The organism is Streptomyces sp. NPDC026092, assembly GCF_040638605.1.
Classification (GTDB): Bacteria; Actinomycetota; Actinomycetes; order Streptomycetales; family Streptomycetaceae; genus Streptomyces.
The window spans coordinates 1-23,053 of record NZ_JBEZYN010000035.1 but is presented as its reverse complement, the minus strand read 5'-3'; the positions used below and the strand labels follow the sequence as shown (position 1 = coordinate 23,053).

The following is a 23,053-nucleotide window of genomic DNA, read 5'->3' as shown; positions in this document are numbered from 1 at the left end:
CTTCGCGGGGCCGAGGGCTCCGGTCAGTGGGCCGCCGCGCCGCCGAACTCGCGCACGGCGTCGGTGACGATCGCCTCCAGGCGGGCGTGGTGGGCGCCCCGCCAGTACACGCGCTCGCACTCCGTGCACCGGGCGAAGACGTCGTACGTCTTCTCCGTGCCCTGCTCCAGGCGCTCGCGCACCGAGTCCTTGTCGGCGGTGGTCAGCGGCCCGTTGCAGGCCGTGCAGCGGGTCCAGGGCCTCAGGGGCGGCGCGAACCGCTCCAGTACGTCTCGGAGTTGGTCGTCGGGCTGGTCGCTGTACACATAGGCGCCCGCCCACAGCTCCCGGCGGCGCAGCAGCCCCCGGTCCCGGGAGAGCATCACGCGCCGCTCCCGCGCGGAGAGCGTCGCGAGCGCGGGGTCGCCGATGTCCTCGCTCTCGTACGCCGCGTCGACTCCGAGGAGCCGCAACCGCCGTGCGAGCGTGCCCAGGTGGACGTCGAGGAGGAACCGGAGCGGGGCGCCGGGCACCGACTGGGGGCGCTCGACGTCCTCGACCTCGATCGTCTCGCCGGCGGCCGGGATGTGGGACACCTCCACCAGGCGCCCGTCGACCAGGATCCGGCCGGCCTCGGTCAGCGGCACGCCCAGCGACTCCACGACATGGCCGAGCGTCGAGGAGCCGTCCGTGGCCACAGGGGTGCGCCCCGCGCGCCGCTCCGCCGAGACGAAGAGCCTCAGGCCGGGGGCGAAACTGATCTGGATCTCCGGTCCGTTCACGGGGACAGGATGTCACCGGGGCCCGCGGCGCGGCCAGGTATTTCGGCCGGTCGCGCTCGCCGCCGCGGCCTGGGCTGCGGCACCGCGGCGGCACTGGCGGAGGTCTCGGAGGTGCCCCGGAGGCGGTCGTCCCTAGGGCCTGCCCGGCGGAAGGCCTCCGCGTGCTCGGCGGCCCACTGGGCGAAGGTCCGCGCCGGGTGCCCGGTCAGCGCCTCCACGGTCCGGGACAGCGGCACGGGCCGGCCGTCGTACGAAGCCCAGTAGGAGAGCAGGGCGTCGGCGAAGGTCTCCGGGATGTGCGCGGAGGCGGACGCCTTCCACTGCTCCGGGGTGATCGGCGTGTGGGGCGCGGGGCGGCCGGTCGCCTCGGCGAGTAGCGCCAGCTGCTCGGTGAACGTCAGTGACTCCGGGCCGGTCAGCAGGTAGGAGGAGCCGCGCAGCCGGGGTTCGGTCAGGACCGCGAACGCGGCCTCGGCGACGTCCCGCTCGTGGATCGGGTCACCGTGCGAAGCGGGGTACGGCAGCTCCACCGGGTGCCCCGCCCTGATCGCCCAGGACCATTGCAGCGCGTTGGTCGCGAACGCGCCCGGCTGGAGGTGGGTCGCCTCGACGTCGCCCCGGGCGGCGGCGGCCTCCAGGGCGCGCTCGACGGCCAGGTGCGAGGCGGCGATCGGGTTCTCGGCCGCGTCCGGTGCGAGCACCGAGCTGGAGGACAGCAGGGCGATGTGCCGGACCCCGGCCGCGGAGGCCCGGGCGAGGAAGGTCTCGATGTGCGAGGGCTCCGCGTACAGGAAGACCGAGTCCACGCCGTCGAGCGCGGCGTCGAAGTCCGCCGGGTCGGAGAGGTCGCAGCGGACGGTCTCGATACCGGCGCCGCCGCCGGGGCCGCCGGCGATGTCGCTGTCGGTGTCGCTGTCGGTGCCGCCGGGTGGTGAGAGATCCGCGGGGTTCTTGGACGCGGCCCTGACCTTGATGCCCGCGCTGTGGAGCAGGCCGAGGAGGGTCGAGGCCACGCGGCCGCGGCTTCCGGTGACGAGGACGGTCATGGGAGGGGTCCTTTCGGTGAGGGTGACTGCGTAAGGAAGAATCTGTGTCCCGCAGATAAATATCCGCGAGGGTCCCCGTCCCGTCAACCCTGAATCAACCCTGCCGGGAGAACCCTGGGATACCGTCCCCGGCATGAAGATCGTCGACCTCGAGCCCGGTGACCCGCGCCTGGACTCCGACCTGCTCCCCGTCCTGCGCGAGCTGCGCCCCCACCTCACGCCCCCGCTCTTCCACGAGGTGCAGGAGCGGGGCCACGCCCAGGGGCTGCGCTTCACCGCCGCCTACGCGGACGACGGCGCCTGCGTGGGCGCCGCCGGCTGGCGGATCATCGACAACACCAGCTCCATCCGCCAGCTCTACGTCGACGACCTGGTGACCGCAGCCGACGCCCGCTCCACCGGCGTCGGCCACGCGCTCCTGGCCCACCTGGAGGGGCACGCGCGCGAGGAGGGCTGCCGGGAGCTGAACCTCGACTCCGGCACGCACCGCACCGGAGCCCACCGCTTCTACCTGCGCGAGCGTCTCGACATCGTCGCCTTCCACTTCGCCAAGGACCTCACGAACGAGGACGGCTAGAGGACCGTCAGGCGCGAGCCTCCCGGTTGGCCTCCAGGTCCGTCCCCCGGTCCGCCTCCAGGTCCAGGCGCCAGTCGTTGCACCGCAGCGGGTGGCCCGGCGGGTACTCCAGCTCGCGCTCGCCGCGCAGCACGAAACCGGCCTTGCGGCACACCGCGTTCGACGGCCCGTTGTCCGTCGACGGGAACGCGTGCAGGTGGCGGCGGGCGCGCGTGGCGCGGGCGCGCTCGGCCACCGCGCGCGTGGCCGCCGTCGCGACGCCCCGGCCCTGGAAGCCAGGCAGCACCGTCCAGCCCGTCTCGTACACGGGCTCCCTGTCCCAGGTCTGCTCCCAGAAGCCGATGCTGCCGACCGCGACCTCTTCGGGGAGCGGCACGATCCGGAACATCAGCCCCGCGTTCGTCCGCCGCTCGCTCAGGTCCACGTAGCGCCGGTGCCGCTTGAGCAGGGCCTCCTCGGTCTCGGGGCCGCCCAGGTGCTCCATGAGCTCGGGGGCGTTCATGGCGCGCAGCAGCCACAGGTCGTCCTCGGACCATGCTTCGAGGCGTATGGGGGAGGCCTTGTCCGTGTCCATGGCCGCACTGTAGGTCAGGGGTCCGACACCTGGCGGGCGTACGCGGTGGGTGGCACGCCGACCGTGGCCGTGAAGTCCCGTACGAGATGGGCCTGATCGCTGTAGCCCAGCTCGGCGGCGAGGCCGGCCCAGTCCGGGGCGCCCTCGGTCCCGGTGGCCTCGGCGCGCTCCAGAGCCTCGTGGATGCGGTAGCGGAGGATGACCCATTTCGGGCCCACGCCGACGTGGTGGGCGAAGAGCCGCTGGAGCGAGCGGCTGGACAGGCCCGCCGCGCGGGCCAGTTCGGAGACGCGGCGGATCGACCGGTCGGTACGGGCCAGCTGCACCAGCTCCATGGCCTGCGTGGCCTGCGGATCGGGTGCGGGGCCGTGGGCGAGCAGGAAGGCGTCGAGCGCCGCCACGCGCGCGTGGTCGGTCTCCGGGTCGAGGACGGCCGCGACGGAGGCGGCGTCGGCGTCGGTGAACACCGTGTCGAGCGGGACGCGCAGGCCGGTCCACTCCGACACCGGCCGGTCGGGGGCGAAGGGCCGGAAGCCGCCCGGCCGGAACTGCACGCCGCAGACCCGGCCGACGCCGGTGAGCTTCTTCGTGAACAGTTCGAGGCCGATCCCGGCGACCTCCGCGAAGGTCGTGTCCTCGTCCCGGTAGCGCTGGAAGACCACGTTCACCGAGGGGTGCGGGACGACGTGGCTCGCGTACGGCTCGGAGAGCTCCCAGTCGATGAACCAGTAGTGCTCCAGGTACGGGCGCAGTTCCGGTGCCGGGTCGTGGCGGCGGAACCGGACGCGGGCGAGGAGTTCGGCGGCGTCGACGATGCCTCGGGTGTCGCGGCGCGGACCGGGCCCTTCGGCGGCGGGGGTGCGCGGCGCGGGGCTCACCGCAGGCGGCCCGCCGAGCCCACCGTGAGGCGGGAGACGACCTGGCCGAAGGCGTCCTCCTCGGCCGGGGTCAGGGACACGGTCTCCTGGGGGTGCCAGACCCGCTCCAGGGGTGCGGCCGCCCGCGCGCGGCGGGCATGGGAGCGCAGGCTCACCGCCACCCACACGGCGGTGGACACGGCGAGCAGCCCGACGAGGGTGATCACACGGGGGTCCGAGAACTGGCCCGGCAAGGACGACATGGCTGACTCCGGGGAGCGAGGGGCCCTGCGGTGACGCGCCCTGGCAGACGGCGCGCGCGCACGGCGCTGACGATTCCTGCTGCTTCCTCCCGACCTGTTCAGTCAACACCATTCCGGGGACTTTCGGCAGGGGGGTCCGGGACCTTGGGCCCGGCCGGTGGTCCCGGCCGGTCCGTGCCGCTTCGGATGGGCCGGAGGCCCTCTTGTGCGGGCCGGTGAAGCGCCCCAAGGTGGCGGCATTGGCGGCATTGGCGGGAACGGCGGAATGGCGGGTTTCGGCCGGGGAGGCCGGGGAGGGAGCAGCCGCATGTCGGAGACGAGGGCGTGGGGGTTCACCGACGACAGGGGCACGGCGGTGGAGGCCGTACGCGCGCCGGTGAGGGTGGCGGCCTATGTGCGGGCGGGGGCGGCCCTGCTCGACCTCGGGGTGACGCCGGTCGCGGTGTACGGCTCCGGGCACGACGGGGACGTCCTGGATGCGGTCAAGGCGGGGCGGCTGGAATCGGCCGGCGTGCCGTACCTGGGGGCGGGGCGGGCGCTGGACGAGGCGCGGTTGGGGGGTGTGCGGCCGGATCTGATCGTCGACGTCACGTACGACGGGAAGAGCGCGTACGCGCTGGACGAGGGGGTCGCGGAGCGGGTGGGGGTGCCGGTGGTGGCGCTTTCGGTGGGGAACGAGGGGGCGCTGTCGACGATCATCGGGCGGTTCGGGGAGTTGGCGGTGGCGTTGGGTGGGGGCGGGGGTGTTGTGGGGCTTGGGGTGGACGGCTCCGGCGACCCCGTGGCCTCCGCGGAGGCGGTCTTGCGGTCCGCGGCTGCGGGGGTGGACGTGCGGGTGCTCGCGCTTTCCGGGGCCGGTCCCGATCAGGTTCACCTTGCTCGGCCGCAGGCGTGGCCCGAGCTGGCGCGGCTTGCTGAGCTGGGGGTCCGGTTGGTGGATCCGGGCCCCGGCCCCGGGGCGAACTGGCTGACGGGGGACTGGGGGCGGGTGGCCGCCTTGGAGCCGGGGCTCGTGCTGTACGACAGCCGCGCGAACGCGGTGCGGCCGCCGGGGGCGGTGGGGTCGGTGGGGGATGCGGGTGCGCGGGCGCGGGTGGCGCCTTGGAATCCGGAGACGCCGCCGAGTGCGGTGGCGTACGCGGCGTTCTTCCTGGAGCTTGCGGAGGCGCTCCGGGCGTAGGGCCTCGCCTTGGCCCTGGCCCCGGCCCCGTCCCGGCCCGGTTTACGGCCCCGGGTGCGGGGCCCGGGCCGAACGGCCCCTGGACGGGCACCGCCCCCGTGGGTTGTGCCCACCCGTCCCGCCCCGCGGGACGATTGCCCACAACCGCGGGGTGTGAGAACGGCCTACCCCAACCTCGCCCGCAGCGATCCCGCGAATTCCTCCGCCCTTGCCAGTTGGGCGCGGAGTTCCGCGACTCGTTGCGTTGCCGCTTGTTCGTAGTGGTGGATTCGGGTGAGGAGGGTGGTGCGGTCGGTGGGGGTGAGGGTGGGGTCGGTGAGGCGGGCGACCGCTTCCAGGAGGTCGCGGGTCTCTTCGATGGTGAAGCCCAGGGGCTTCATCCGGCGGATCACCATCAAGCGGTCCACGTCCGCGTCCGTGTAGAGCGGGAAGCCGCCCTGGGACGAGGCGGAGGGGACGACGAGGCCGCTGTCCTCGTACTGGCGGATCGTCCGCAGGGACAGTTCCGTCCGCGCGGCGACCTCCCCGATCTGCATGGGTTCGCCGGCCATGCGCAGTCTGCTCACGGCACCCGTCCTTCCCGCGCGGCTTCCGCGCACCCAGAAGTCATTTGTCCTAACTTCAGCACTTATGAGAGCTGGAAGTGCGGCGAAACGCCTGCTCGTCGGACGGCCATTGGACAGCGGCCGGCTCGGCGAGACCCTGCTGCCCAAGCGGCTCGCCCTGCCGATCTTCTGCAGCGACCCGCTCTCCTCCGTCGCGTACGCCACCGAGGAGATCCTGCTGATCCTCGCCCTCGGCGGGCTCGCCGTGCTCCATCTGGCCTGGTACGCGGCGGTCGCGATCGTCATCCTGCTGCTGGTCGTCGTCGCGTCCTACCGGCAGACCTGCTACGCCTACCCGGGCGGCGGCGGGGCCTATGTCGTCTCCGCCGAGAACCTCGGCCAGACCGCCGCGCTCACCGCAGCCAGCGCCCTGCTCATCGACTACGTCATGACCGTCGCCGTCTCGATCGTCTCCGGCGTCGCGGCCATCACCTCCGCCGCGCCCGCGCTCGACGGGTATGCCGTCGCCCTGTCCGTCACCTTCGTGGCGGTCCTCGCGTGGCTCAATCTGCGGGGTGTTCGTGAGTCCGGGCGCTACTTCGCCATCCCCACGTACGCCTTCATCGCCACCATCTACCTGATGTTCGCCGTCGCCGCCGTCCGGATGGCCACCGGCGCGACCATCCGCGCCGAATCCGCCGACCTGCCGGTGAACGCCGAATCCACCTACGCCGGACTCGCGCTCGTGCTCCTCGCCATGCGCGCCTTCGCCTCCGGCTGTACGGCCCTGACCGGTGTCGAGGCCATCAGCAACGGCGTACCCGCCTTCGAGAAGCCCAAGAGCCGCAACGCGGCCACCACCCTCGCGATCATGGGCGGCTTCGCCGTGACCATGTTCTTCGGCATCACCACCCTCGCGATGATCTACGAGGTGCACGTCGCCGAGGACCCCACCGAACTCGGGCTGGCCCCCGGCACCGCCATGCCGACCGCGCTCGCCCAGATCGGCCGCGCCACCTTCGGAAGCTGGCACTTCCTCTTCTACCTGCTCCAGGCCGTCACCGCCGCCGTCCTGATCATGGCGGCCAACACCGCCTTCAACGGCTTCCCCATGCTCGCCTCCGTCCTCGGCCGCGACCGCTACGCGCCCCGTCAGCTCTTTCACCGCGGCGACCGGCTCGTCTACTCCAACGGCGTCCTGCTGCTCTCGCTGGCCGCCATCGCCCTGATCGTCGCCTTCGACGCCAACCTCACCCGGCTCATCCAGCTCTACATCATCGGCGTCTTCGTCTCCTTCACCCTGTCCCAGGCGGGCATGGTCAAGCACTGGCGGCGAGAACTCGCCACCCCGGCGGGCGCGGCGAACCGCGTCCACATCCTGCGCCGCCTCGCCATCAACGCCTTCGGCGCCTGCCTCACCGCCGTCGTCCTCGTCATCGTGCTCATCACCAAGTTCACGCACGGCGCCTGGATCGTCGTCCTCGCCATGCCCGTCCTCTTCGCCGGCATGAAGGGCGTGCGCCGGCACTACGAGGCCGTCGCCGCCGAGGTCGCCGTCCCGCCCGGCGCCCGCCCCCGCCCGCTCTCCGGGAACCACGTGATGGTCCTCGTGGCCTCCATCAACGCGCCGAGCCTGCGGGCCCTCTCCTACGCCAAGACCCTGCGCCCCGCCTCACTGACGGCGGTCACCGTCGCGGAGGACCCCGCCGAGGCCGAGGTCCTCCGCGCCACCTGGGAGGCCCACGGCATCGACGTACCGCTGCGGGTGCTCAGCTCTCCGTACCGCTCCATCGTCCAGCCGGTCCTGCGGCACATCCGGGACGCGCCCGAGCGGACGGAGGACTCGGTGGTGTCGGTCGTCATCCCCGAGTACGTCGTCGGGCACTGGTGGGAGCAGCCCCTGCACAACCAGAGCGCCCTGCGGCTCAAGGCCCGGCTGCTGTTCATGAAGAACGTCGTCGTCATCGACGTCCCCTACCGGCTCGCCTCCGCCCGCGAGCTGGCCGCCGAGCGGGCCAAGGCCGCCGAGGAGGCCCAAGCGGCCGCCGCGCGTGACAGGGAAGGCAAGTAAGACCTACTACGGCCAGACCAGGCAGTACGGCTGGTGGCCCGCCTCGTGCAGGCGGTGGGAGAAGTCCTGCCACTCGTGCAGCAGCTGGTAGACGTTGAACGCGTCGCGAGGGCCGCCGCGGTCAGGGACCGTGGACCAGATGAAGGCCGCCGCGCCCACCGACTCCTCGCCGATGCCGCGCAGCGGGTCGACCACGGTCATGGGCAGCTTCACCACGGCGTAGTCGGGGTGGAGGACCACCAGTTCCAGCGGGGGCACCTTGTGCAGGGGCATGCCCTGGATGCCCGTGAGGACCATCGCGGCTATCGTCTCGGGCTTGATCTTGGTGAACATGCCACCCATGCCGAGCTCGTCGCCGCCCAGCTCCTCGGGGCGCATCGAGATCGGGACGCGGGCCGCCGTGGCACCGTCGGGCGCACCGAAGTACTTGTACGTCACCCCCAACCGGCCACTCCCGCTTCCCGTCGTGTGCTCCGTCGACCCCGGTCCGCCCGTGGGGCCTGGGGACTGCGCGGGCTCTTCCGTACGCCGTCGCCGGTGCCTCCCCCGACGGGCAGGCTCCGGACCCAGATCGTCCGTCCCCTCACCCAGTCCGCCACCGCGATGCATATCTCCACCCGACTGCTTTTTCGGCAACACGACCCCGGTCGTGCGACCCGATCAACGTGACAGTGACCTCCCCCACGCTCTCGCGGTGAAACACCTGTCCGCAAGAACGTCCGGCCCTCTGACACCATGGATTCCGTGAGTCATCCCTTTGACGCCCCAGTTTCGCAGACGCGGAGGATCTACGCCCCGGCGTAATGCACGGGGCACGTCAAGGAGTGCTCACACCCTCCCTCCGTACTCGCAGCCGTACTCGCAGGTCAGGACCACAGTGCCGTATTCATACGAAGCCCCAGTCTCACAGACGCTTTTCGACCGCGCGTCCCTCGTGACGCCCGGCGGCGTGAACTCACCGGTGCGCGCCTTCCGAGCCGTGGGCGGTACGCCCCGGTTCATGGTGTCCGGTACCGGCCCGTACCTCACCGACGCGGACGGCCGTGAGTATGTCGACCTCGTCTGCTCGTGGGGGCCGATGATTCTCGGCCACTCCCACCCCGAGGTCACCGCCGCCGTGCAGGCCGCCGTCTCCCGCGGCACCTCCTTCGGTACGCCCGGCGAAGGTGAGGTCGCCCTCGCCGAGGAGATCGTCGGCCGGATCGAGCCCGTCGAGCAGGTTCGGCTGGTTTCCTCCGGTACGGAGGCCACGATGTCGGCGATCCGGCTCGCCCGGGGCTTCACCGGCCGGGCGAAGGTCGTGAAGTTCGCCGGCTGCTACCACGGTCACGTGGACGCGCTGCTCGCCGCCGCCGGCTCCGGTGTGGCCACCTTCGGCCTGCCCGACACGCCCGGCGTGACCGGCGCGCAGGCCGGCGACACGATCGTCCTGCCGTACAACGACCTGGAGGCCGTGCACGAGGCCTTCCACAAGTACCCGGGCGAGATCGCCTGCGTCATCACCGAGGCCTCGCCCGGCAACATGGGCGTCGTCCCGCCGCGGCCCGGCTTCAACCAGGGCCTGAAGGACGCCTGCGCGAAGAACGGCGCCCTGTACATCTCCGACGAGGTCATGACCGGCTTCCGGACCTCGCGCGCCGGCTGGTACGGCGTCGACGGCGTGAAGCCCGACCTGATGACCTTCGGCAAGGTCATGGGCGGCGGCTTCCCCGCCGCGGCATTCGGCGGCCGCGCCGACGTGATGGGGCACCTCGCCCCGGCCGGCCCGGTCTACCAGGCGGGCACCCTCTCCGGTAACCCGATCGCCACCGCCGCGGGCCTCGCGCAGCTGCGGCTGCTCGACCAGGCCGCGTACGACAAGGTCGACGCGGTCTCGACGGAGATCCAGGGGCTCGTCACCGACGCGCTCGCCAAGGAGGGCGTCGCGCACCGGCTGCAGACCGCCTCCAACATGTTCTCCGTCTTCTTCACGGCCACCGAGGTCCGCAACTACGACGACGCGAAGAAGCAGGAAGCGTTCCGCTTCAACGCCTTCTTCCACTCGATGCTGGCCGACGGCGTCTACCTGCCGCCGTCCGCCTTCGAGTCCTGGTTCGTGTCGACGGCCCACGACGAGCGCGCGGTCGAGCGGATCGCCGCCGCGCTGCCCGCCGCCGCGCGCGCCGCAGCGGAGGCCACCGCATGAGCGTCAGCGGGAGCCTTCCGAGCGGCGACAGCAGCAGCGGCAGCAACGGCGACGGCGTGCACGACGAGATCACCGTCGTCCACCTGGTGCGCCACGGCGAGGTGCACAACCCCGACGGCGTCCTCTACGGCCGCCGCTCCGGCTACCACCTCTCCGAGCTCGGCCGCCAGATGGCCGACCGGGTCGCCGAGCACCTGGCCGACCGGGACATCCGTCACGTCGTGGCCTCCCCGCTGGAGCGGGCGCAGGAGACGGCGCAGCCGGTCGCCAAGAGCCACGGCCTGGACCTGGCCACGGACGGGCGGCTGATCGAGGCCGGGAACGTCTTCGAGGGCAAGACCTTCGGCGTCGGCGACGGGGCCCTGCGCAAGCCGGGCAACTGGAAGCACCTCACCAACCCGTTCAAGCCGTCCTGGGGCGAGCCGTACGTCGAGCAGGTCGTCCGGATGATGGGCGCGCTGGACGCGGCGAAGGACGCGGCGCGCGGGCACGAGGCGGTCCTCGTCAGCCACCAGCTGCCGATCTGGATCGTGCGGAGCTTCGTGGAGAAGCGGCGGCTGTGGCACGACCCGCGCCGCCGCCAGTGCACGCTGGCCTCGCTGACCTCGTTCACGTACCGGGGCGACAAGATCGTCTCCGTCGGCTACAGCGAGCCGGCGCGCGACCTCGTCCCCGCGCACCTGCTCGCGGGCGCGAAGCCGGCCAAGGGGAAGTCGAAGGCCTTCGGCGCGTAGCGCTCCGCGGGAAGACCGGTAAGAGCCACAAGGGTCGGTGCGCACGTGCCGGTCCGTCGTGGCTGGTCGCGCAGTTCCCCGCGCCCCTACCGGGGCGGCCCCTAGGTACTTAGTTCGAGTCCCGCAAATCCGGGTACACCGTCAAGGCGATCGGATGACGTGAAGTCATCTGGTCGCCTTGAAATTTTTGTGCTAATTCCCGGAACCTCCGTGTTCCTCCCGGCATCTCACTCATTGTCGGTTTGGATGACCGTTCGGTCATACGTAAACGCGAATGGGGACGTCATGCGCGGGATCACTCGAAGGGGCCTCATCGGGGCAGGCGTTGGCGCGGCCGCAGCGATCGGGATCGCCGGTTGCAGCACCAACGGATCGGACAAATCGGGAACTTCCGGACCTGGTAAGGGTGGCGACGCCTCGGGGTCGCCGAGCCCCGCCAAGCCCACCGGTCCAGAGGCGAAACTCATCGGTGACGGTTCCACCGCGGACACCGGAAAGCAGCCGAACCAGCCCGACGCCCCCGTCCCGCTCGAACCCGGCCAGACCCCGCCCCAGTTCGTGATCTTCTCCTGGGACGGTGCGGGCGAGGTCGGCAACGGTCTCTTCCCGCGCTTCCTGGAACTCGCCAAGAACCACGACGCCGCGATGACCTTCTTCCTCTCCGGGATCTACCTCCTCCCGGAGTCCAAGAAGAGCCTCTACCGCCCGCCGAACAACCGCGTCGGCGCCTCCGACATCGGCTACCTCACCGACGACCACATCAAGGACACCCTCAAGAACGTCCGCCAGGCCTGGCTCGACGGCCACGAGATCGGCACGCACTTCAACGGCCACTTCTGCGGCGGCTCCGGCTCGGTCGGCAACTGGACCCCGGCCCAGTGGCAGAGCGAGATCGACCAGGCGACGAAGTTCGTCACCGAGTGGAAGACCAACAGCGGCTGGACCGACCTCGACCCGCTGCCCTTCGACTACGGCAAGGAACTCGTCGGCGGCCGCACCCCCTGCCTCCTCGGCCAGGACAAGCTGCTGCCCACGGCCAAGCGCCTCGGCTGGCGCTACGACGCCAGCTCGCCCGGCGGCCGCCAGATGTGGCCGGACAAGCGCCAGGGCATCTGGGACCTCCCGCTGCAGGCCGTGCCCTTCCCCGGCCACTCCTTCGAGGTCCTGTCCATGGACTACAACATGCTCGCCAACCAGTCGAAGAACACCACCAAGGGCATGCCCTCGCGCTACCCGGGCTGGCGCAAGCAGGCCACCGAGGCGTACCTCGCCGGGTTCAACCGCGCCTACGAGTCCAACCGCGCGCCCTTCTTCATCGGCAACCACTTCGAGCAGTGGAACGGCGGCATCTACATGGACGCCGTCGAGGAGTCGCTCAAGGGCATGGCCGGCAAGAAGGACGTACGGCTCGTCTCCTTCCGGCAGTTCGTGGACTGGCTGGACGTGCAGGACCCGAAGATCCTCGCCAAGCTCCGTACGCTCGAAGTCGGCCAGTCGCCCACCGGTGGCTGGAGCACGTTCCTCAAGGCCGCTTAGCCCGTGTACGTCCCTTAAGCCCCCTTGACAAGGGGCTTTACGGGCACCCAGGGGGGCGCCCAAGATCCCCCAAACGCCCATGCGAAACTTTTCACATGAGCCTTAGCCGCGCCCCTCGACGCACCCTGCTCGCCGTCGGAGCCCTGTCGGCCGCCCTCGCTCTGTCGGCCTGCAGCTCGGACTCCAACGGCAAGTCGGGAGGCGGCGGCGGAACCAACTTCGTGACCAACACGGGCGGTATCTCCACCGTCGCCAAGGGCGAGCGCACAGCACCCAACAAGATCGCGGGCGAGACCCTCGAAGGCGAGAAGCTCGACGTCGCCGACCTCAAGGGCAAGGTCGTCGTCCTCAACGCCTGGGGATCGTGGTGCGGCCCCTGCCGCGCCGAGGCCCCGCACTTCGCCAAGGTCTCGAAGGAGCTCAAGGCCAAGGGCGTGGAGTTCGTCGGCCTCAACACCCGCGACTTCAACAAGCAGCAGGCGATCACCTTCGAAGAGGACTACGGAGTCCCCTACCCGAGCCTGTACGACCCGGCCGGCAAGGTGATCCTCAACGGATTCCCCAAGGGCACGCTCAACCTCCAGGCCATTCCGTCCACCGTCGTCCTCGACAAGGACGGCAAGATCGCCGCCCGCGCCCTCATGGCCCTCGACGAGAAGAAGCTCCGCTCGATGATCGAGCCGCTTCTCGCGGAGAAGTGATCCGGTGAACGAGACGGTCTTCAGCGGGGCTCTCCTGCTCGCCCTGCCCATCGCCGTCCTCGGCGGCCTGGTCTCCTTCTTCTCCCCGTGCGTCCTGCCGCTCGTCCCCGGCTACCTCAGTTACGTGACCGGCGTCACCGGCACCGACCTGGCCGAGGCCAAGCGCGGCCGGATGGCGGGCGGGGCCGCGCTCTTCGTCCTGGGCTTCACCGCCGTCTTCGTCTCCGGCGGCGCCCTCTTCGGCGGCTTCGGCAACACCCTGCAGGAACACCGCGAGATCATCTCCAAGGTCCTCGGCGCCCTGACCATCCTGCTCGGCCTCTTCTTCATGGGCGCGATGCCCTCGATCACGAGGCGCGAGTTCCGCTTCCACAAGCGGCCCGTGACCGGACTCCTCGGCGCGCCCATGCTGGGCGTGCTGTTCGGCGTCGGCTGGGTGCCCTGCATCGGCCCGACCCTCGCCGCCGTCCTCGCCCTCGCCTCCAACGAGGCCAGCGCCGGACGCGGGGCCGTCCTCACCGTGGCCTACTGCCTGGGCCTCGGCCTGCCGTTCATCCTCACCGCGATCGCCTTCCGCCGGGCCCTTGGCGCCTTCGGCTGGGTGAAGCGGCATTATGTCTGGGTCATGCGCGTCGGCGGCATCATGCTGATCGCGACCGGCCTGCTGCTCGTCACCGGAGCCTGGGATCGCATCGTGTCCGAGATGCAGGTCTGGACTGCCGGCTTCACCCCGGGGATCTGATCCATGACCCACACCAGCCCGAACGAGACCGAAGCACGCGACGACCTGACCGTGGCGGGCTCCCAGCTCTCCACCGCCCCGCAGGAGGAGACCGCCGTCGCCGGCCCCACCCTCGGGGTCATCGGCTGGATCCGCTGGTTCTGGCGGCAGCTCACCTCCATGCGGGTGGCGCTGATCCTGCTCTTCCTGCTCTCCCTCGGCGCGATCCCCGGCTCCCTCATCCCGCAGACCAACGTGGACGAGCTGAAGGCGCAGACCTTCAAGGACGCCCACCCGACGCTGACGCCGATCTACGAGAAGCTCCAGCTCTTCGACGTCTACAGCTCGGTGTGGTTCTCCGCGATCTACATACTGCTGTTCGTCTCCCTCATCGGCTGCATCGTCCCGCGCAGCTGGCAGTTCGTCGGCCAGCTCCGCGGCCGCCCGCCCGGCGCCCCCGGCCGCCTCACCCGGCTCCCCGCGTACACGACGTGGCGGACCGAGGCCGAGCCCGAGCAGGTCCGCGAGGCCGCGCTCACGCTCCTCAAGGGCCGCCGGTTCCGCGCGCACACCGTCAAGGACGCCGTCGCCGCCGAGAAGGGCTACCTCCGCGAGACGGGGAACCTGCTCTTCCACATCGCCCTGATCGTGATGCTGGTCGCCTTCGCCTGGGGCCAGCTCTTCAAGTCCGAGGGCGGCAAGCTGATCATCGAGGGCGACGGCTTCGCCAACACCCTCACCCAGTACGACGACTTCAAGTCCGGCTCGCTCTACAGCACCGACGACCTCGCCCCGTTCAGCTTCCAGCTGGACACCTTCACCGGTACGTACGAGAAGAACGGCCCGCAGCGCGGCACCCCGCGCACCTTCGAGGCCGCCGTCACGTACTCCGAGGCGGGCGGCAAGGACAAGAAGGCGATCATCCGGGTCAACGAGCCGCTGAAGGTCGGCGGCTCCAAGGTCTATCTGATCGCCCACGGGTACGCGCCCGTCGTCACTGTCAAGGACGGCCGCGGCAAGGTCGTCTTCCACGGCGCCGTCCCGCTGCTGCCGTTCGACAACAACATCACCTCGACCGGCGCGATCAAGGTGATGGACGGCTACCGCGACAAGAACGGCAAGAAGGAGCAGCTGGGCTTCCAGGCCTTCTTCGTGCCGACGTTCGCGGGCGCCGGCAAGGGCGACATGTTCTCCCAGTTCCCGGCGCTCGAGTTCCCCGTCATGGCCCTCACCGGCTACCACGGCGACCTGCGCGTCAACTCGGGGCTGCCGCAGAACGTGTACCAGCTCGACACGTCCAAGATGAAGCAGTTCAAGGTCGAGTCGGGGACCGGCGTCGCGCAGCGCATGCTGCCCGGCGAGACGATGACCCTGCCCGACGGTGCCGGCTCGATCACCTTCGAGAAGGACATCAAGGAGTGGGCGAGCTTCCAGATCTCCCAGCAGCCGGGCAACGGCCTCGCCCTCGCGGGAGCGGTCGCGGCGATCGCGGGCCTGACCGGCTCGCTCTTCATCCAGCGCCGCCGGGTCTGGGTGCGGGCCGTACGGGGGAAGGACGGCGTGACCGTCGTCGAGATGGCGGGTCTTGGCCGGAGCGAGTCCGCCAAGCTCCCGGAGGAGCTGGCCGAACTGGCGGCCGCGCTCCACGCACAGGCGCCGACCGCGCCGGAAACCGCGGAGCCCGCGGCCGATCCCGCGGACGCCGCACCCGCCGAACCCGCGGAACCCGCGGCTGATCCCGTAGCAGCCGATCCTGCCGAAGCCGAAGGGGCTGAGAAGTGAATCTCGCCGTCGTGAGTCTCGCCGCCGAGACCAACGAGAGCCTGGCGCAGATGAGCAACACGCTCATCTACTCCTCGATGGCCGTCTACACCCTGGCCTTCCTCGCGCACATCGCCGAGTGGGTGCTCGGCAGCCGCAGCAAGGTCGGCCGTACGGCCGCCGCGCTGACGGACCGGGCGAAGGCGACGGCTTCCGCCTCCGCCCCCGCCGTCCAGGTGAAGCAGGCCGGCGGTGCCACCGCCGTCCTCGACAAGCCGACGGTCGTCACCCGGTCCGGCGCGGGCGTCCGCGACGTGCCCGACGGCCCCGGCGCGGCCGGCGGCACGGTCAAGGGCGACCTGTACGGCCGTATCGCCGTCTCGCTCACCGCGCTCGCGTTCCTGATCGAGGCGGCGGGTGTGGTCTCCCGGGCCCTCGCGGTGCAGCGTGCCCCCTGGGGCAACATGTACGAGTTCTCCACCACGTTCTCCACGGTGGCGGTCGGCGCGTACCTCGGCTTCCTCGTCGCGAAGAAGAACGTCCGCTGGATCGGTCTGCCGCTGGTGACGACCGTCCTGCTCGACCTCGGCCTGGCCACCACCTGGCTGTACACCGACAGCGACCAGCTGGTCCCGGCGCTCGACTCGTACTGGCTGTGGATCCACGTCTCCACCGCGATCTTCTGTGGCGCCGTCTTCTACCTGGGCGCGGTCGCCACGCTGCTGTACCTCTTCCGCGACTCGTACGAGAACAAGCTCGCCACCGGCGGCAACCCGGGCTCCTTCGCCCGCTCCGTCCTGGAGCGGCTGCCGTCCGCGGCCTCCCTGGACAAGTTCTCGTACCGGGTCAACGCGGCGATCTTCCCGCTGTGGACGTTCACGATCATCGCGGGCGCGATCTGGGCCGGCGACGCGTGGGGCCGCTACTGGGGCTGGGACGCCAAGGAGGTCTGGTCCTTCATCACCTGGGTCGGTTACGCGGCGTACCTGCACGCGCGCGCCACGGCCGGCTGGAAGGGCCGCAAGGCCGCGTACATCGCGCTCATCGCCTTCGGTTGCTTCCTCTTCAACTACTACGGCGTGAACATCTTCGTGAACAGCAAGCACTCGTACGCGGGCGTCTGAGCCGGTCTGCGCTGGCAGGCCGCCTGCCCCGGCGGGACGCTTGAGGTATGAGCGAGATACCCCGGGGCAGCTGCGAGACCCACGACGGCAACCTGCGTCACCTGCGGTACGTGATCGATCTGCCCCACCCGCCCGTACGGGTGTGGGCGGCGGTCGCGACGCCGGAGGGCCTGCCGCAGTGGCTCTGCGCGGCGGATCCGCTGGAGCCGAGGCTCGGCGGCTCGGTGACGCTGCGCTGGCTGAACGGCGACACGGTGGTCTCGGGGACGGTGACGGCCTGGGACCCGGAGTACGTGGCGGAGTACACGGTCGAGCCGACGCACGGCCGGATCCGGTTCCACCTGGAACCGTCCGGCGGGGGCGGCGGCTCGACCGTGCTGCGTTTCACCAACGAGTTCCGGGCGACGCGCGACGAGAAGCTGGACGTCATGGCGGGCTGGCACGACCACTTCGAGCGGCTCGTCCGCGCGCTGGACGGCGACCCCACGGACTGGCGGACCTGGACGGCCGAGCGGTGGCAGCACCTACGGGATCTGTACGAGCGGGACGAGGCACCCTGGCCGAAGTGGGAGCCGTAGGGACTCCGGGCGCGCCGGGGTCAGTCCGCCCAGGTCTTGCGGACCTCCGCCAGCCGGGCGCGGTGGTCCTGGAGCCAGTCCTCGGCCGGCTCCAGGACGAGCTGGGCGGTCGCCCGTGACCCCGTGCGGTCGGCGACGGAGACCCGGATCATCCCCTCGGCCAGTTCGGGGGCGTCGACGTCCAGATGCAGTTCGGTCGCTCGCCTGTCCTTCCGCCAGGAGACGTTCTCGCCCCGGGCGAGCGCGTCCAGGCACTCCTCCCACGTGGTGAGGTCTTCGGGGAACAGCCAGGTCTTCACGCTCCCCTTCAGGAACCTCGTGTGGATGACGAACTCGCCGACCAGCACCGGCACCTCCGGATACCCGCTGAACTCACGGCCCGTCACCCGGAGACTCACACCTCCGAAGCCGTCGAAGCCGTCGGTGAGGCGGACGAGGTCGATCGGAGCTGCTTCCATTCCGGTTCCCCCTTGGGACGAGCGCGGATCCGCGACCCTACAGCAGTGACCTCAGCGCCCCCGGGCGCCCCTGCGCCCGCCCTCCTAGCCCCGCCTCGGTGGGAGGCAGTTCTCCTTTGGTGGGGTGCGTTCCGGCCAGGCGATCTGGACGAACTTCTGCGTGCCGTCCTCCGACAGCTCCACGATCGGGACCGCCTTGTTGAACGGGTTGCCGTAGTTGTCGAGGCAGATCCAGCCGCTCGCGCCCTCGACCCGGAGCGAGCCCTTCACCTGCGGCCACTGCGTGCCCACGTCCGCCGGTTCCGGGTACTGCGCGCCCTGCGGGGTCGCCTGGCGGATCGCGTGGACCGCCGTCGCCATCGCGTCGTACGCCACGATCGCCTGGCCGTCCGCCAGCGGGATCGGCTTCTTCGACGCGCGGGCGATGTCCGCGAGGAACGTCTCGTACGCGGCCGTCGAACCGCCCGTCGCCGGAACCGCGCGGCCGGGGGCCGGCTTCCAGGCGTCGGGGTGGGCGAGGGAGGCGTAGCGGACGGTCAGCTTCGCCTTCAGGGCGGACCGGTTGAGCTTCGCGTCCGCGCCCAGGTACGAGCCCTCGTCGCCGGTCAGGATCGTGAACGGCCGCTCGGCGCAGCCCCGCGCGCCGAGCGCGTTGATGAACTGGCGCAGCTGGGTGTGGCGGCCCGCGAAGAAGACCGTCTCCGCCCTCGTGTCGCAGATGAGGTGCGTGATCTGGCGGAAGGTGTTCGCGGTCGTGCCCTCCTCCGTCGGGTCCGGCGGCGAGGTGAAGAGCTGCGGCTCGTACGGCGCGCCCTTGAGAGAGGCGGAGAACGCCGCCTTCAGGGTGTCCGTGTAGTGGTCGCCGGTCCGGGTGTCCTGGACGAGCAGCGCCTTCGCCCCCTCGACCTTGCCGAAGTGGGCGAGCGCCTTGGCCTCGTCGCCGTTGGTGGGGGAGACCCGGGCGAGACCGGGGTAACGGTTCTTCCCGGCGCCCGCGCCGTTGGCGATGTCGTCGGCGGTGATGGTGGTGCCGACGACGGCGATGCCCGCGCCGGTCAGCGCCGCCACCGCCTGCCGTATCTCGGTGGAGGAGGTCGCGACCCCGGAGACCGCGCGCAGCCGGTCCTCCCCGCCGGTCATCCCCTTCAGCCGCTCGACCGTCGCACTCCAATGGGCGTTGCCCTTGCCGGTGTTGGCGAGGACGAGCCGGATCTTCGGGGTCTCGCTGTTCGACTCGTGGTTGGCCCGGTACTGGCGGGCGTACGCGCCCGCGACCTCGTACAGCATCTTCTCCCGCATGCCGGAGTCGGTGGAGGTCAGCGGCAGCAGCAGGGCGACCGTCGCGTACTCGCCGGACTTGAGCGTGCGGTTCTCGGTGCGGATGAGACCGGCGATCTCGGTGAGCGTCGGGACGCCGAAGTCGTACCCGTCGCCGTTGACACCGACGCACTCCGAGCTGCCCTCCGGCCGCTCCACGCCCGCGGCGCAGGAACGGTCCTCCGGGGTCAGGGCGCGGTCGACGGCGTACCCGGCGACGGAGCCGACGACGGCCACGGCGACCACGCTGGTGAGGATCTTCTGACGGGCGGTGTACCAGAAGCGGGCGCGCAGCCGGCTGACCATGGCCTCAGTCTCCGTTCTCCGTGCCGGGCGGGAGCGAGAGGCCCCGCCAGGCGCGGATGTCCCTCGGCCAGTGGGTGGCCGCGTCCCAGAGCGGACTGTTCCCCGTGCGGTGGCGGCCGGAGAGCTGGCGCAGCTCGTGCGCCAGCTTGTCGGTGACCGCCTCGTCGGGCAGCGCGAGCGGATCGGTGAGCAGCCAGACGGCGTGCAGCAACCGCCGCAGCGAGAGGTGGAGTTCGACGGTGTCGTCGTCGTACGCGGCCGGCAACGGGTCGCCGGTGACCTGGCCGAGCGCGGTCGCCCGGCGCGGATCGGGCCGCCCGGGTCTGTGCCGGTCGCGCGGGTACGGCGCCGAGGCGATGAACCGGAGCCGGTCGAGCCAGCCGAGGACGTCCGCCTCGGGGAACGTGACGCGCAGATGGGTCACCGCGTCCTCGGTGCGGCCGAGCGCCAGCTCCTGGTGCAGCCGGTACGGGACGGGCCCGGGGGCGTAGTGCCGGTGCAGGGTCTCGTGGACGGCGCGCCAGGTCGCGTACTCCTCGCCGTCCTCGAAGCGGAGCCGGTGCAGGAGCAGGGCGCGCAGCAGCGGGTCGGCGACGAAGCGCTCGGGGCCCTCGGGCCAGTCCTCGGCGCGCAGCAGGTCCCGTACGCGCAGCGCCATGTCGCCGTCGAGGGACTCGCCGCGCAGCCGGGTCCGGGCGAGCAGCCGGGCCGAGTCCTCGTCGTGGGCGGCGGCGAGGACGGCGAAGGGGCCGTGGCGCAGGCCGGGCAGGAGCTCTTCGAGGAGGGTGGGCGCGACGGGCACGGGCGCGCTGTCCTCGCGCAGTTCCACGGTCAGGTCCAGGAGCGCGCCGGGGGTCAGCGAGGGCTTCTGGTCGGCCGGCGCCTCGCCGGCCGCGCGGCCGAGGAGGACCACGCCGAGGGGCCGGCCGCCGGTCAGCCGGTGGACGGCGCGGGCCAGTTCGGCGGGGGTGCGGCCGGCCGGGTCGAAGCGGTCGAAGGCGCTGCGGGTCTGGGCGGGCGACAGCGCGGGCAGTTCGACGGCGAGGATGCCGGAGGTGACGTCCGGGCCGCGCGGGCAGGGCGCGCGGTGCGCGGTCTCGGGCAGCCGCAGCCGGGTCGCGTGCCGGATGCCGTCGTGGTCGCGGACGCGGGAGGCGGCGATGACGACGACCCGGTCGCGGCGGCCGTCGGCGCGGGCCCGCAGGATCGGCTCGATCAGGCGCCGGCCGAGCGGCTCGTGGGCGTTGTCGAGGAGGAGCACGGGTCTGCCCCGGCGGGCGCCGCGGTTGGCGAGGCCGGTGAAGGCGCGGGCCAGGTCCTCGACGAGGGCGCCGACGAGGAAGTCCTCGGCCTCGCGGCGGCGGCCGCCGCCCTGCGAGAAGTCCATCGCGAGCTGCTGGAGCCCGGACGTACCGCGTCCGCCCGCGTTCCGGTACGTCCCGTACCAGCTCTCGGCCTTCTGCTGGAAGCGGCCGAACACCTCCTCCAGGACCGTCTCGACGGTGGCCTCGGCGAGCAGCCCGGCCATCGGGGCCGTCGCCTCGGCGAAGTTGGCGGCCAGCTTGGCGAGGACCTTCGTGACCCAGTTCGCGGCGGCGCCCTTGGCCGCGTCGACGGTCGACAGGACCGGCCCGAGCCGCTGCAGGTCGCGCCGGGCCCGCTCGTCGTCCTCCTGGGACCAGCTGATCGAGGCGACGGCGACGAGACCGAGCGAGAGCCGCGGGAACTGCACGGGCTTCGCGGCGAGCACGCGCGGCGACAACTGGACGGCGAGCTCGGCGAGGGCGCCGGTGAGCGGGTTCCAGCCGGGGCCGTGGTCGGCGGGCGGCTCGATGTGCGCGCAGTCGAGCAGGGCGAGCGGGGTGGCGGCCTTGTAGGCGTTGCGGACCTGCTTCAGCAGGGCGGTCTTGCCCATGCCCCGGCCGCCGGTGAAGACGGTGACGGGCGGGTCGTCGGCGTGCTCGTACGGGGTACGGGCGTACCGGTACGGCGTGAGCCCGATCAGTCGCGAGGCGAGCCCGGCGTCCTGGAAGACCGCCTCCCGCCCGTACAGCTCCCTGTCCACGTGCCGCCACCCCCGTCACGCCACCGGTCAACCTCAACTCCAGGATATCGAGGGGGTGTTGGAATCGCGGCTGCCCTTTCGACTCTGTTGTGGGTCTGTTGTGGGTCTGTTGCGTGGAAGGGGTCAGTCCGTGGCAATCGCGTCGAGTTGGCCCCGGAGGTAGGAGTGGGACTCGATGCCGTGGATGGTGGTGCCGGGGTTGCACTCGTAGAAGTAGACGAGCGAGATCAGCTCCTCGGTGGGTACGTCGGCGGGCGGCGGCAGCACGCGATGCCGGCCGGAGCGCCAGCGCGTCCCGGTCCAACCCGCCATCAGGTCCCCGATGTTGACGGTGAAGGCGTCGGGATCGTACGGCGCGTCCTGCCAGCCGTGCGTGTCCGTGTACACCTGGAGCCCGCCCTTGCCGGCCTGCCGGTCGAGGATCGTGACCGTGCCGAAGTCGGTGTGCGGACCGATCCGGAACTGCCCGGGCTCGGGCTCACCGGTCCGCTCGCGCCCCGGGTACCAGTTGATGTTGAAGCCGAAGGTGGGGTGCCCGGTGTGCCGGGTGAAGAAGTCCCGCTCCTCGCCGAGGGCTTCGCCGAGGAGATCGAGGACGTGGTCGGAGAGCGTCTGCATCTGCGTGAGGTAGGTCTGGACGAGCGGCTTCAGCTCGGGGACCTCGGCGGGCCAGGTGTTGGGCAGGAACCACTCGGCGTCGATGACGGGGTCGCCGGTGGGCCGGTCGGCGGCGAAGGAGAGCGACTCCTTCAGGTCGGGCGGGGTGACGGTCCCCTCCGCGTACCCGTTCGCCTCAGCCCCGGGCCCGAGCCACCCGCGCCCACCGACGCGGACGGCGTACGGCTCCTTTACGACGGCGGGGAGGTGGAAGAACCGCCGGGCGACGTCCCGGATCTCGGCCCGCAGTCCCGGCTCGACCCCATGCCCGCTGACCAGCAGAAACCCGGCGTCGCGCAGGGCACGGTCGACGGCGGGGAGCTGGGGGGCGGGGTCGCGGGCGAGGTCGATGGTGGGGAGGCCGGCTTCACTCATTTCCGATGTCCTCGTTCCAGAGAGCGGGGTGGTGAGCGACGAACTCCCGCATGAGCGCGACGCATTCGGGATCGTGGAGGTGGACGATCTCCACCCCGTGCTCGGCCAGCCACTCGTCCCCGCCCCGGAAGGTCTCGGCCTCCCCGACGACCACCCGCGAGATCCCGAACTGCCGAACGAGCCCGGAGCAGTACCAGCACGGCGAGAGCGTCGTCACCATCGTGGCCCCCCGATACGACCGCTGCCGCCCGGCGGCCCGGAAGGCGGCGGTTTCGGCGTGCAGGGAGGGGTCCCCGTCCTGCACGCGCCGGTTCCGGCCCCGCCCGAGGAGGGTCCCGTCGGCGGAGTAGAGGGCGGCGCCGATCGGGATCCCGCCTTCGTCCCGTCCGGCCCGGGCCTCGGCGAGGGCGGTGGCGAGCCACTGGTGTGCCTGTTCCTGGTCCACGGGAAGGAGCCTTCCCCGGAGGGCAGCTCGCCTCACGCGGGGAAGGGGTGAAGGGGTACGGGGCGGGGGCTTCCTTGGGGGTCGGGTGTCGGGCTCTTCGCGGGCTTCTGGTTCGGCCGCCCTCGTTCTGAGTGTGGCGGCCGGAGGGGGTGCGTCAAGGGTGGAGCGGAGCGGAATCGGCGGAGCCGACGCGACCGCAGGGAGCGCCCTTGACGC

23 protein-coding genes are annotated in these 23,053 nt (G+C 71.5%); 11 read left to right on the top strand and 12 right to left on the bottom strand.

Annotated elements, in window-relative coordinates:
* Positions 1–23: 23 nt before the first annotated feature.
* Positions 24–761 carry a Mut7-C RNAse domain-containing protein gene (locus tag AB0F56_RS34765; protein WP_362017134.1) on the bottom strand — a complete coding sequence of 246 codons (738 nt, stop codon included), beginning with the start codon at positions 759–761 and terminating at the stop codon, positions 24–26.
* Positions 758–1,807: an NAD(P)H-binding protein gene (locus AB0F56_RS34760; RefSeq protein ID WP_362017132.1), complete on the bottom strand. Its 1,050-nt coding sequence runs from the start codon at positions 1,805–1,807 to the stop codon at positions 758–760. Before AB0F56_RS34760 ends, AB0F56_RS34765 begins: the two co-directional genes overlap by 4 nt.
* 133 nt (positions 1,808–1,940) lie before the next feature.
* Here AB0F56_RS34760 and AB0F56_RS34755 point away from each other — a divergent pair, with 133 nt between their 5' ends.
* Positions 1,941–2,384 carry a GNAT family N-acetyltransferase gene (locus AB0F56_RS34755; RefSeq protein WP_362017130.1) on the top strand — a complete coding sequence of 148 codons (444 nt, stop codon included), beginning with the start codon at positions 1,941–1,943 and terminating at the stop codon, positions 2,382–2,384.
* Positions 2,385–2,391: 7 nt separating this feature from the next.
* On the opposite strand, the gene AB0F56_RS34750 is transcribed toward AB0F56_RS34755, so the two are convergent.
* From AB0F56_RS34750 to AB0F56_RS34740, 3 genes are read right to left on the bottom strand one after another with little or no spacing between them, the layout of a single operon-like run.
* Complete coding sequence (locus tag AB0F56_RS34750) at positions 2,392–2,958, bottom strand: GNAT family protein (protein ID WP_362017128.1); 567 nt, start codon at positions 2,956–2,958, stop codon at positions 2,392–2,394.
* A 14-nt stretch (positions 2,959–2,972) separates the two neighbouring features.
* Complete coding sequence (locus AB0F56_RS34745; RefSeq protein WP_362017126.1) at positions 2,973–3,836, bottom strand: helix-turn-helix domain-containing protein; 864 nt, start codon at positions 3,834–3,836, stop codon at positions 2,973–2,975.
* Positions 3,833–4,078, bottom strand: a complete 246-nt coding sequence (locus AB0F56_RS34740; RefSeq protein WP_362017125.1) for a hypothetical protein — start codon at positions 4,076–4,078, stop codon at positions 3,833–3,835. Before AB0F56_RS34740 ends, AB0F56_RS34745 begins: the two co-directional genes overlap by 4 nt.
* 307 nt (positions 4,079–4,385) lie before the next feature.
* On the opposite strand from AB0F56_RS34740, the gene AB0F56_RS34735 reads away from it, so the two are divergent.
* Positions 4,386–5,258 carry an ABC transporter substrate-binding protein gene (locus AB0F56_RS34735; protein WP_362017123.1) on the top strand — a complete coding sequence of 291 codons (873 nt, stop codon included), beginning with the start codon at positions 4,386–4,388 and terminating at the stop codon, positions 5,256–5,258.
* 164 nt (positions 5,259–5,422) lie between these two features.
* Here AB0F56_RS34735 and AB0F56_RS34730 read toward each other — a convergent pair whose 3' ends face one another.
* On the bottom strand, positions 5,423–5,809 hold the full coding sequence (locus tag AB0F56_RS34730) for a MerR family transcriptional regulator (protein WP_362017182.1): 387 nt from the start codon (positions 5,807–5,809) through the stop codon (positions 5,423–5,425).
* A 79-nt stretch (positions 5,810–5,888) separates the two neighbouring features.
* Between AB0F56_RS34730 and AB0F56_RS34725 the strand changes: the two genes are divergently transcribed.
* Positions 5,889–7,874 carry an APC family permease gene (locus AB0F56_RS34725; RefSeq protein WP_362017121.1) on the top strand — a complete coding sequence of 662 codons (1,986 nt, stop codon included), beginning with the start codon at positions 5,889–5,891 and terminating at the stop codon, positions 7,872–7,874.
* A gap of 6 nt (positions 7,875–7,880) precedes the next feature.
* On the opposite strand, the gene AB0F56_RS34720 is transcribed toward AB0F56_RS34725, so the two are convergent.
* Positions 7,881–8,483 (bottom strand): hypothetical protein, encoded by a 603-nt coding sequence (locus tag AB0F56_RS34720; RefSeq protein WP_362017120.1) that lies wholly within the window; start codon positions 8,481–8,483, stop codon positions 7,881–7,883.
* Between the two features lie 268 nt (positions 8,484–8,751).
* Here AB0F56_RS34720 and hemL point away from each other — a divergent pair, with 268 nt between their 5' ends.
* The 8 genes from hemL (at position 8,752) to AB0F56_RS34680 (ending at position 17,214) form a co-directional block, all read left to right on the top strand.
* A complete protein-coding gene (hemL, locus tag AB0F56_RS34715; protein ID WP_362017118.1) occupies positions 8,752–10,059 on the top strand; it encodes a glutamate-1-semialdehyde 2,1-aminomutase in 1,308 nt (435 codons plus the stop codon).
* Positions 10,056–10,793: a histidine phosphatase family protein gene (locus AB0F56_RS34710; RefSeq protein ID WP_362017116.1), complete on the top strand. Its 738-nt coding sequence runs from the start codon at positions 10,056–10,058 to the stop codon at positions 10,791–10,793. Before hemL ends, AB0F56_RS34710 begins: the two co-directional genes overlap by 4 nt.
* A gap of 285 nt (positions 10,794–11,078) precedes the next feature.
* Positions 11,079–12,329: a hypothetical protein gene (locus AB0F56_RS34705; RefSeq protein ID WP_362017114.1), complete on the top strand. Its 1,251-nt coding sequence runs from the start codon at positions 11,079–11,081 to the stop codon at positions 12,327–12,329.
* Positions 12,330–12,424: 95 nt separating this feature from the next.
* Positions 12,425–13,030: a TlpA disulfide reductase family protein gene (locus tag AB0F56_RS34700; protein ID WP_362017112.1), complete on the top strand. Its 606-nt coding sequence runs from the start codon at positions 12,425–12,427 to the stop codon at positions 13,028–13,030.
* A gap of 4 nt (positions 13,031–13,034) precedes the next feature.
* Positions 13,035–13,772 carry a cytochrome c biogenesis protein CcdA gene (locus AB0F56_RS34695; protein ID WP_362017110.1) on the top strand — a complete coding sequence of 246 codons (738 nt, stop codon included), beginning with the start codon at positions 13,035–13,037 and terminating at the stop codon, positions 13,770–13,772.
* A 3-nt stretch (positions 13,773–13,775) separates the two neighbouring features.
* Complete coding sequence (locus AB0F56_RS34690) at positions 13,776–15,533, top strand: cytochrome c biogenesis protein ResB (protein WP_362017108.1); 1,758 nt, start codon at positions 13,776–13,778, stop codon at positions 15,531–15,533.
* Positions 15,534–15,544: 11 nt separating this feature from the next.
* Positions 15,545–16,636, top strand: coding sequence for a c-type cytochrome biogenesis protein CcsB (gene ccsB, locus AB0F56_RS34685; RefSeq protein WP_362017180.1), 1,092 nt, complete (start codon positions 15,545–15,547; stop codon positions 16,634–16,636).
* Positions 16,637–16,683: 47 nt separating this feature from the next.
* Entirely contained in the window at positions 16,684–17,214 is a 531-nt protein-coding gene (locus AB0F56_RS34680) for an SRPBCC domain-containing protein (protein WP_362017106.1), read from the top strand.
* Between the two features lie 20 nt (positions 17,215–17,234).
* On the opposite strand, the gene AB0F56_RS34675 is transcribed toward AB0F56_RS34680, so the two are convergent.
* The 5 genes from AB0F56_RS34675 to AB0F56_RS34655 all read right to left on the bottom strand — a co-directional run bounded on the left by AB0F56_RS34675 (position 17,235) and on the right by AB0F56_RS34655 (position 22,837).
* On the bottom strand, positions 17,235–17,672 hold the full coding sequence (locus AB0F56_RS34675; RefSeq protein WP_362017104.1) for a DUF5959 family protein: 438 nt from the start codon (positions 17,670–17,672) through the stop codon (positions 17,235–17,237).
* Positions 17,673–17,756: 84 nt separating this feature from the next.
* Entirely contained in the window at positions 17,757–19,295 is a 1,539-nt protein-coding gene (locus tag AB0F56_RS34670) for a hypothetical protein (RefSeq protein ID WP_362017102.1), read from the bottom strand.
* A gap of 4 nt (positions 19,296–19,299) precedes the next feature.
* Complete coding sequence (locus AB0F56_RS34665) at positions 19,300–21,360, bottom strand: hypothetical protein (protein WP_362017100.1); 2,061 nt, start codon at positions 21,358–21,360, stop codon at positions 19,300–19,302.
* A gap of 123 nt (positions 21,361–21,483) precedes the next feature.
* On the bottom strand, positions 21,484–22,392 hold the full coding sequence (locus AB0F56_RS34660) for a 2-oxoglutarate and iron-dependent oxygenase domain-containing protein (RefSeq protein ID WP_362017098.1): 909 nt from the start codon (positions 22,390–22,392) through the stop codon (positions 21,484–21,486).
* Entirely contained in the window at positions 22,385–22,837 is a 453-nt protein-coding gene (locus AB0F56_RS34655; protein WP_362017096.1) for a nucleoside deaminase, read from the bottom strand. Before AB0F56_RS34655 ends, AB0F56_RS34660 begins: the two co-directional genes overlap by 8 nt.
* Between the last annotated feature and the right edge of the window lie 216 nt (positions 22,838–23,053).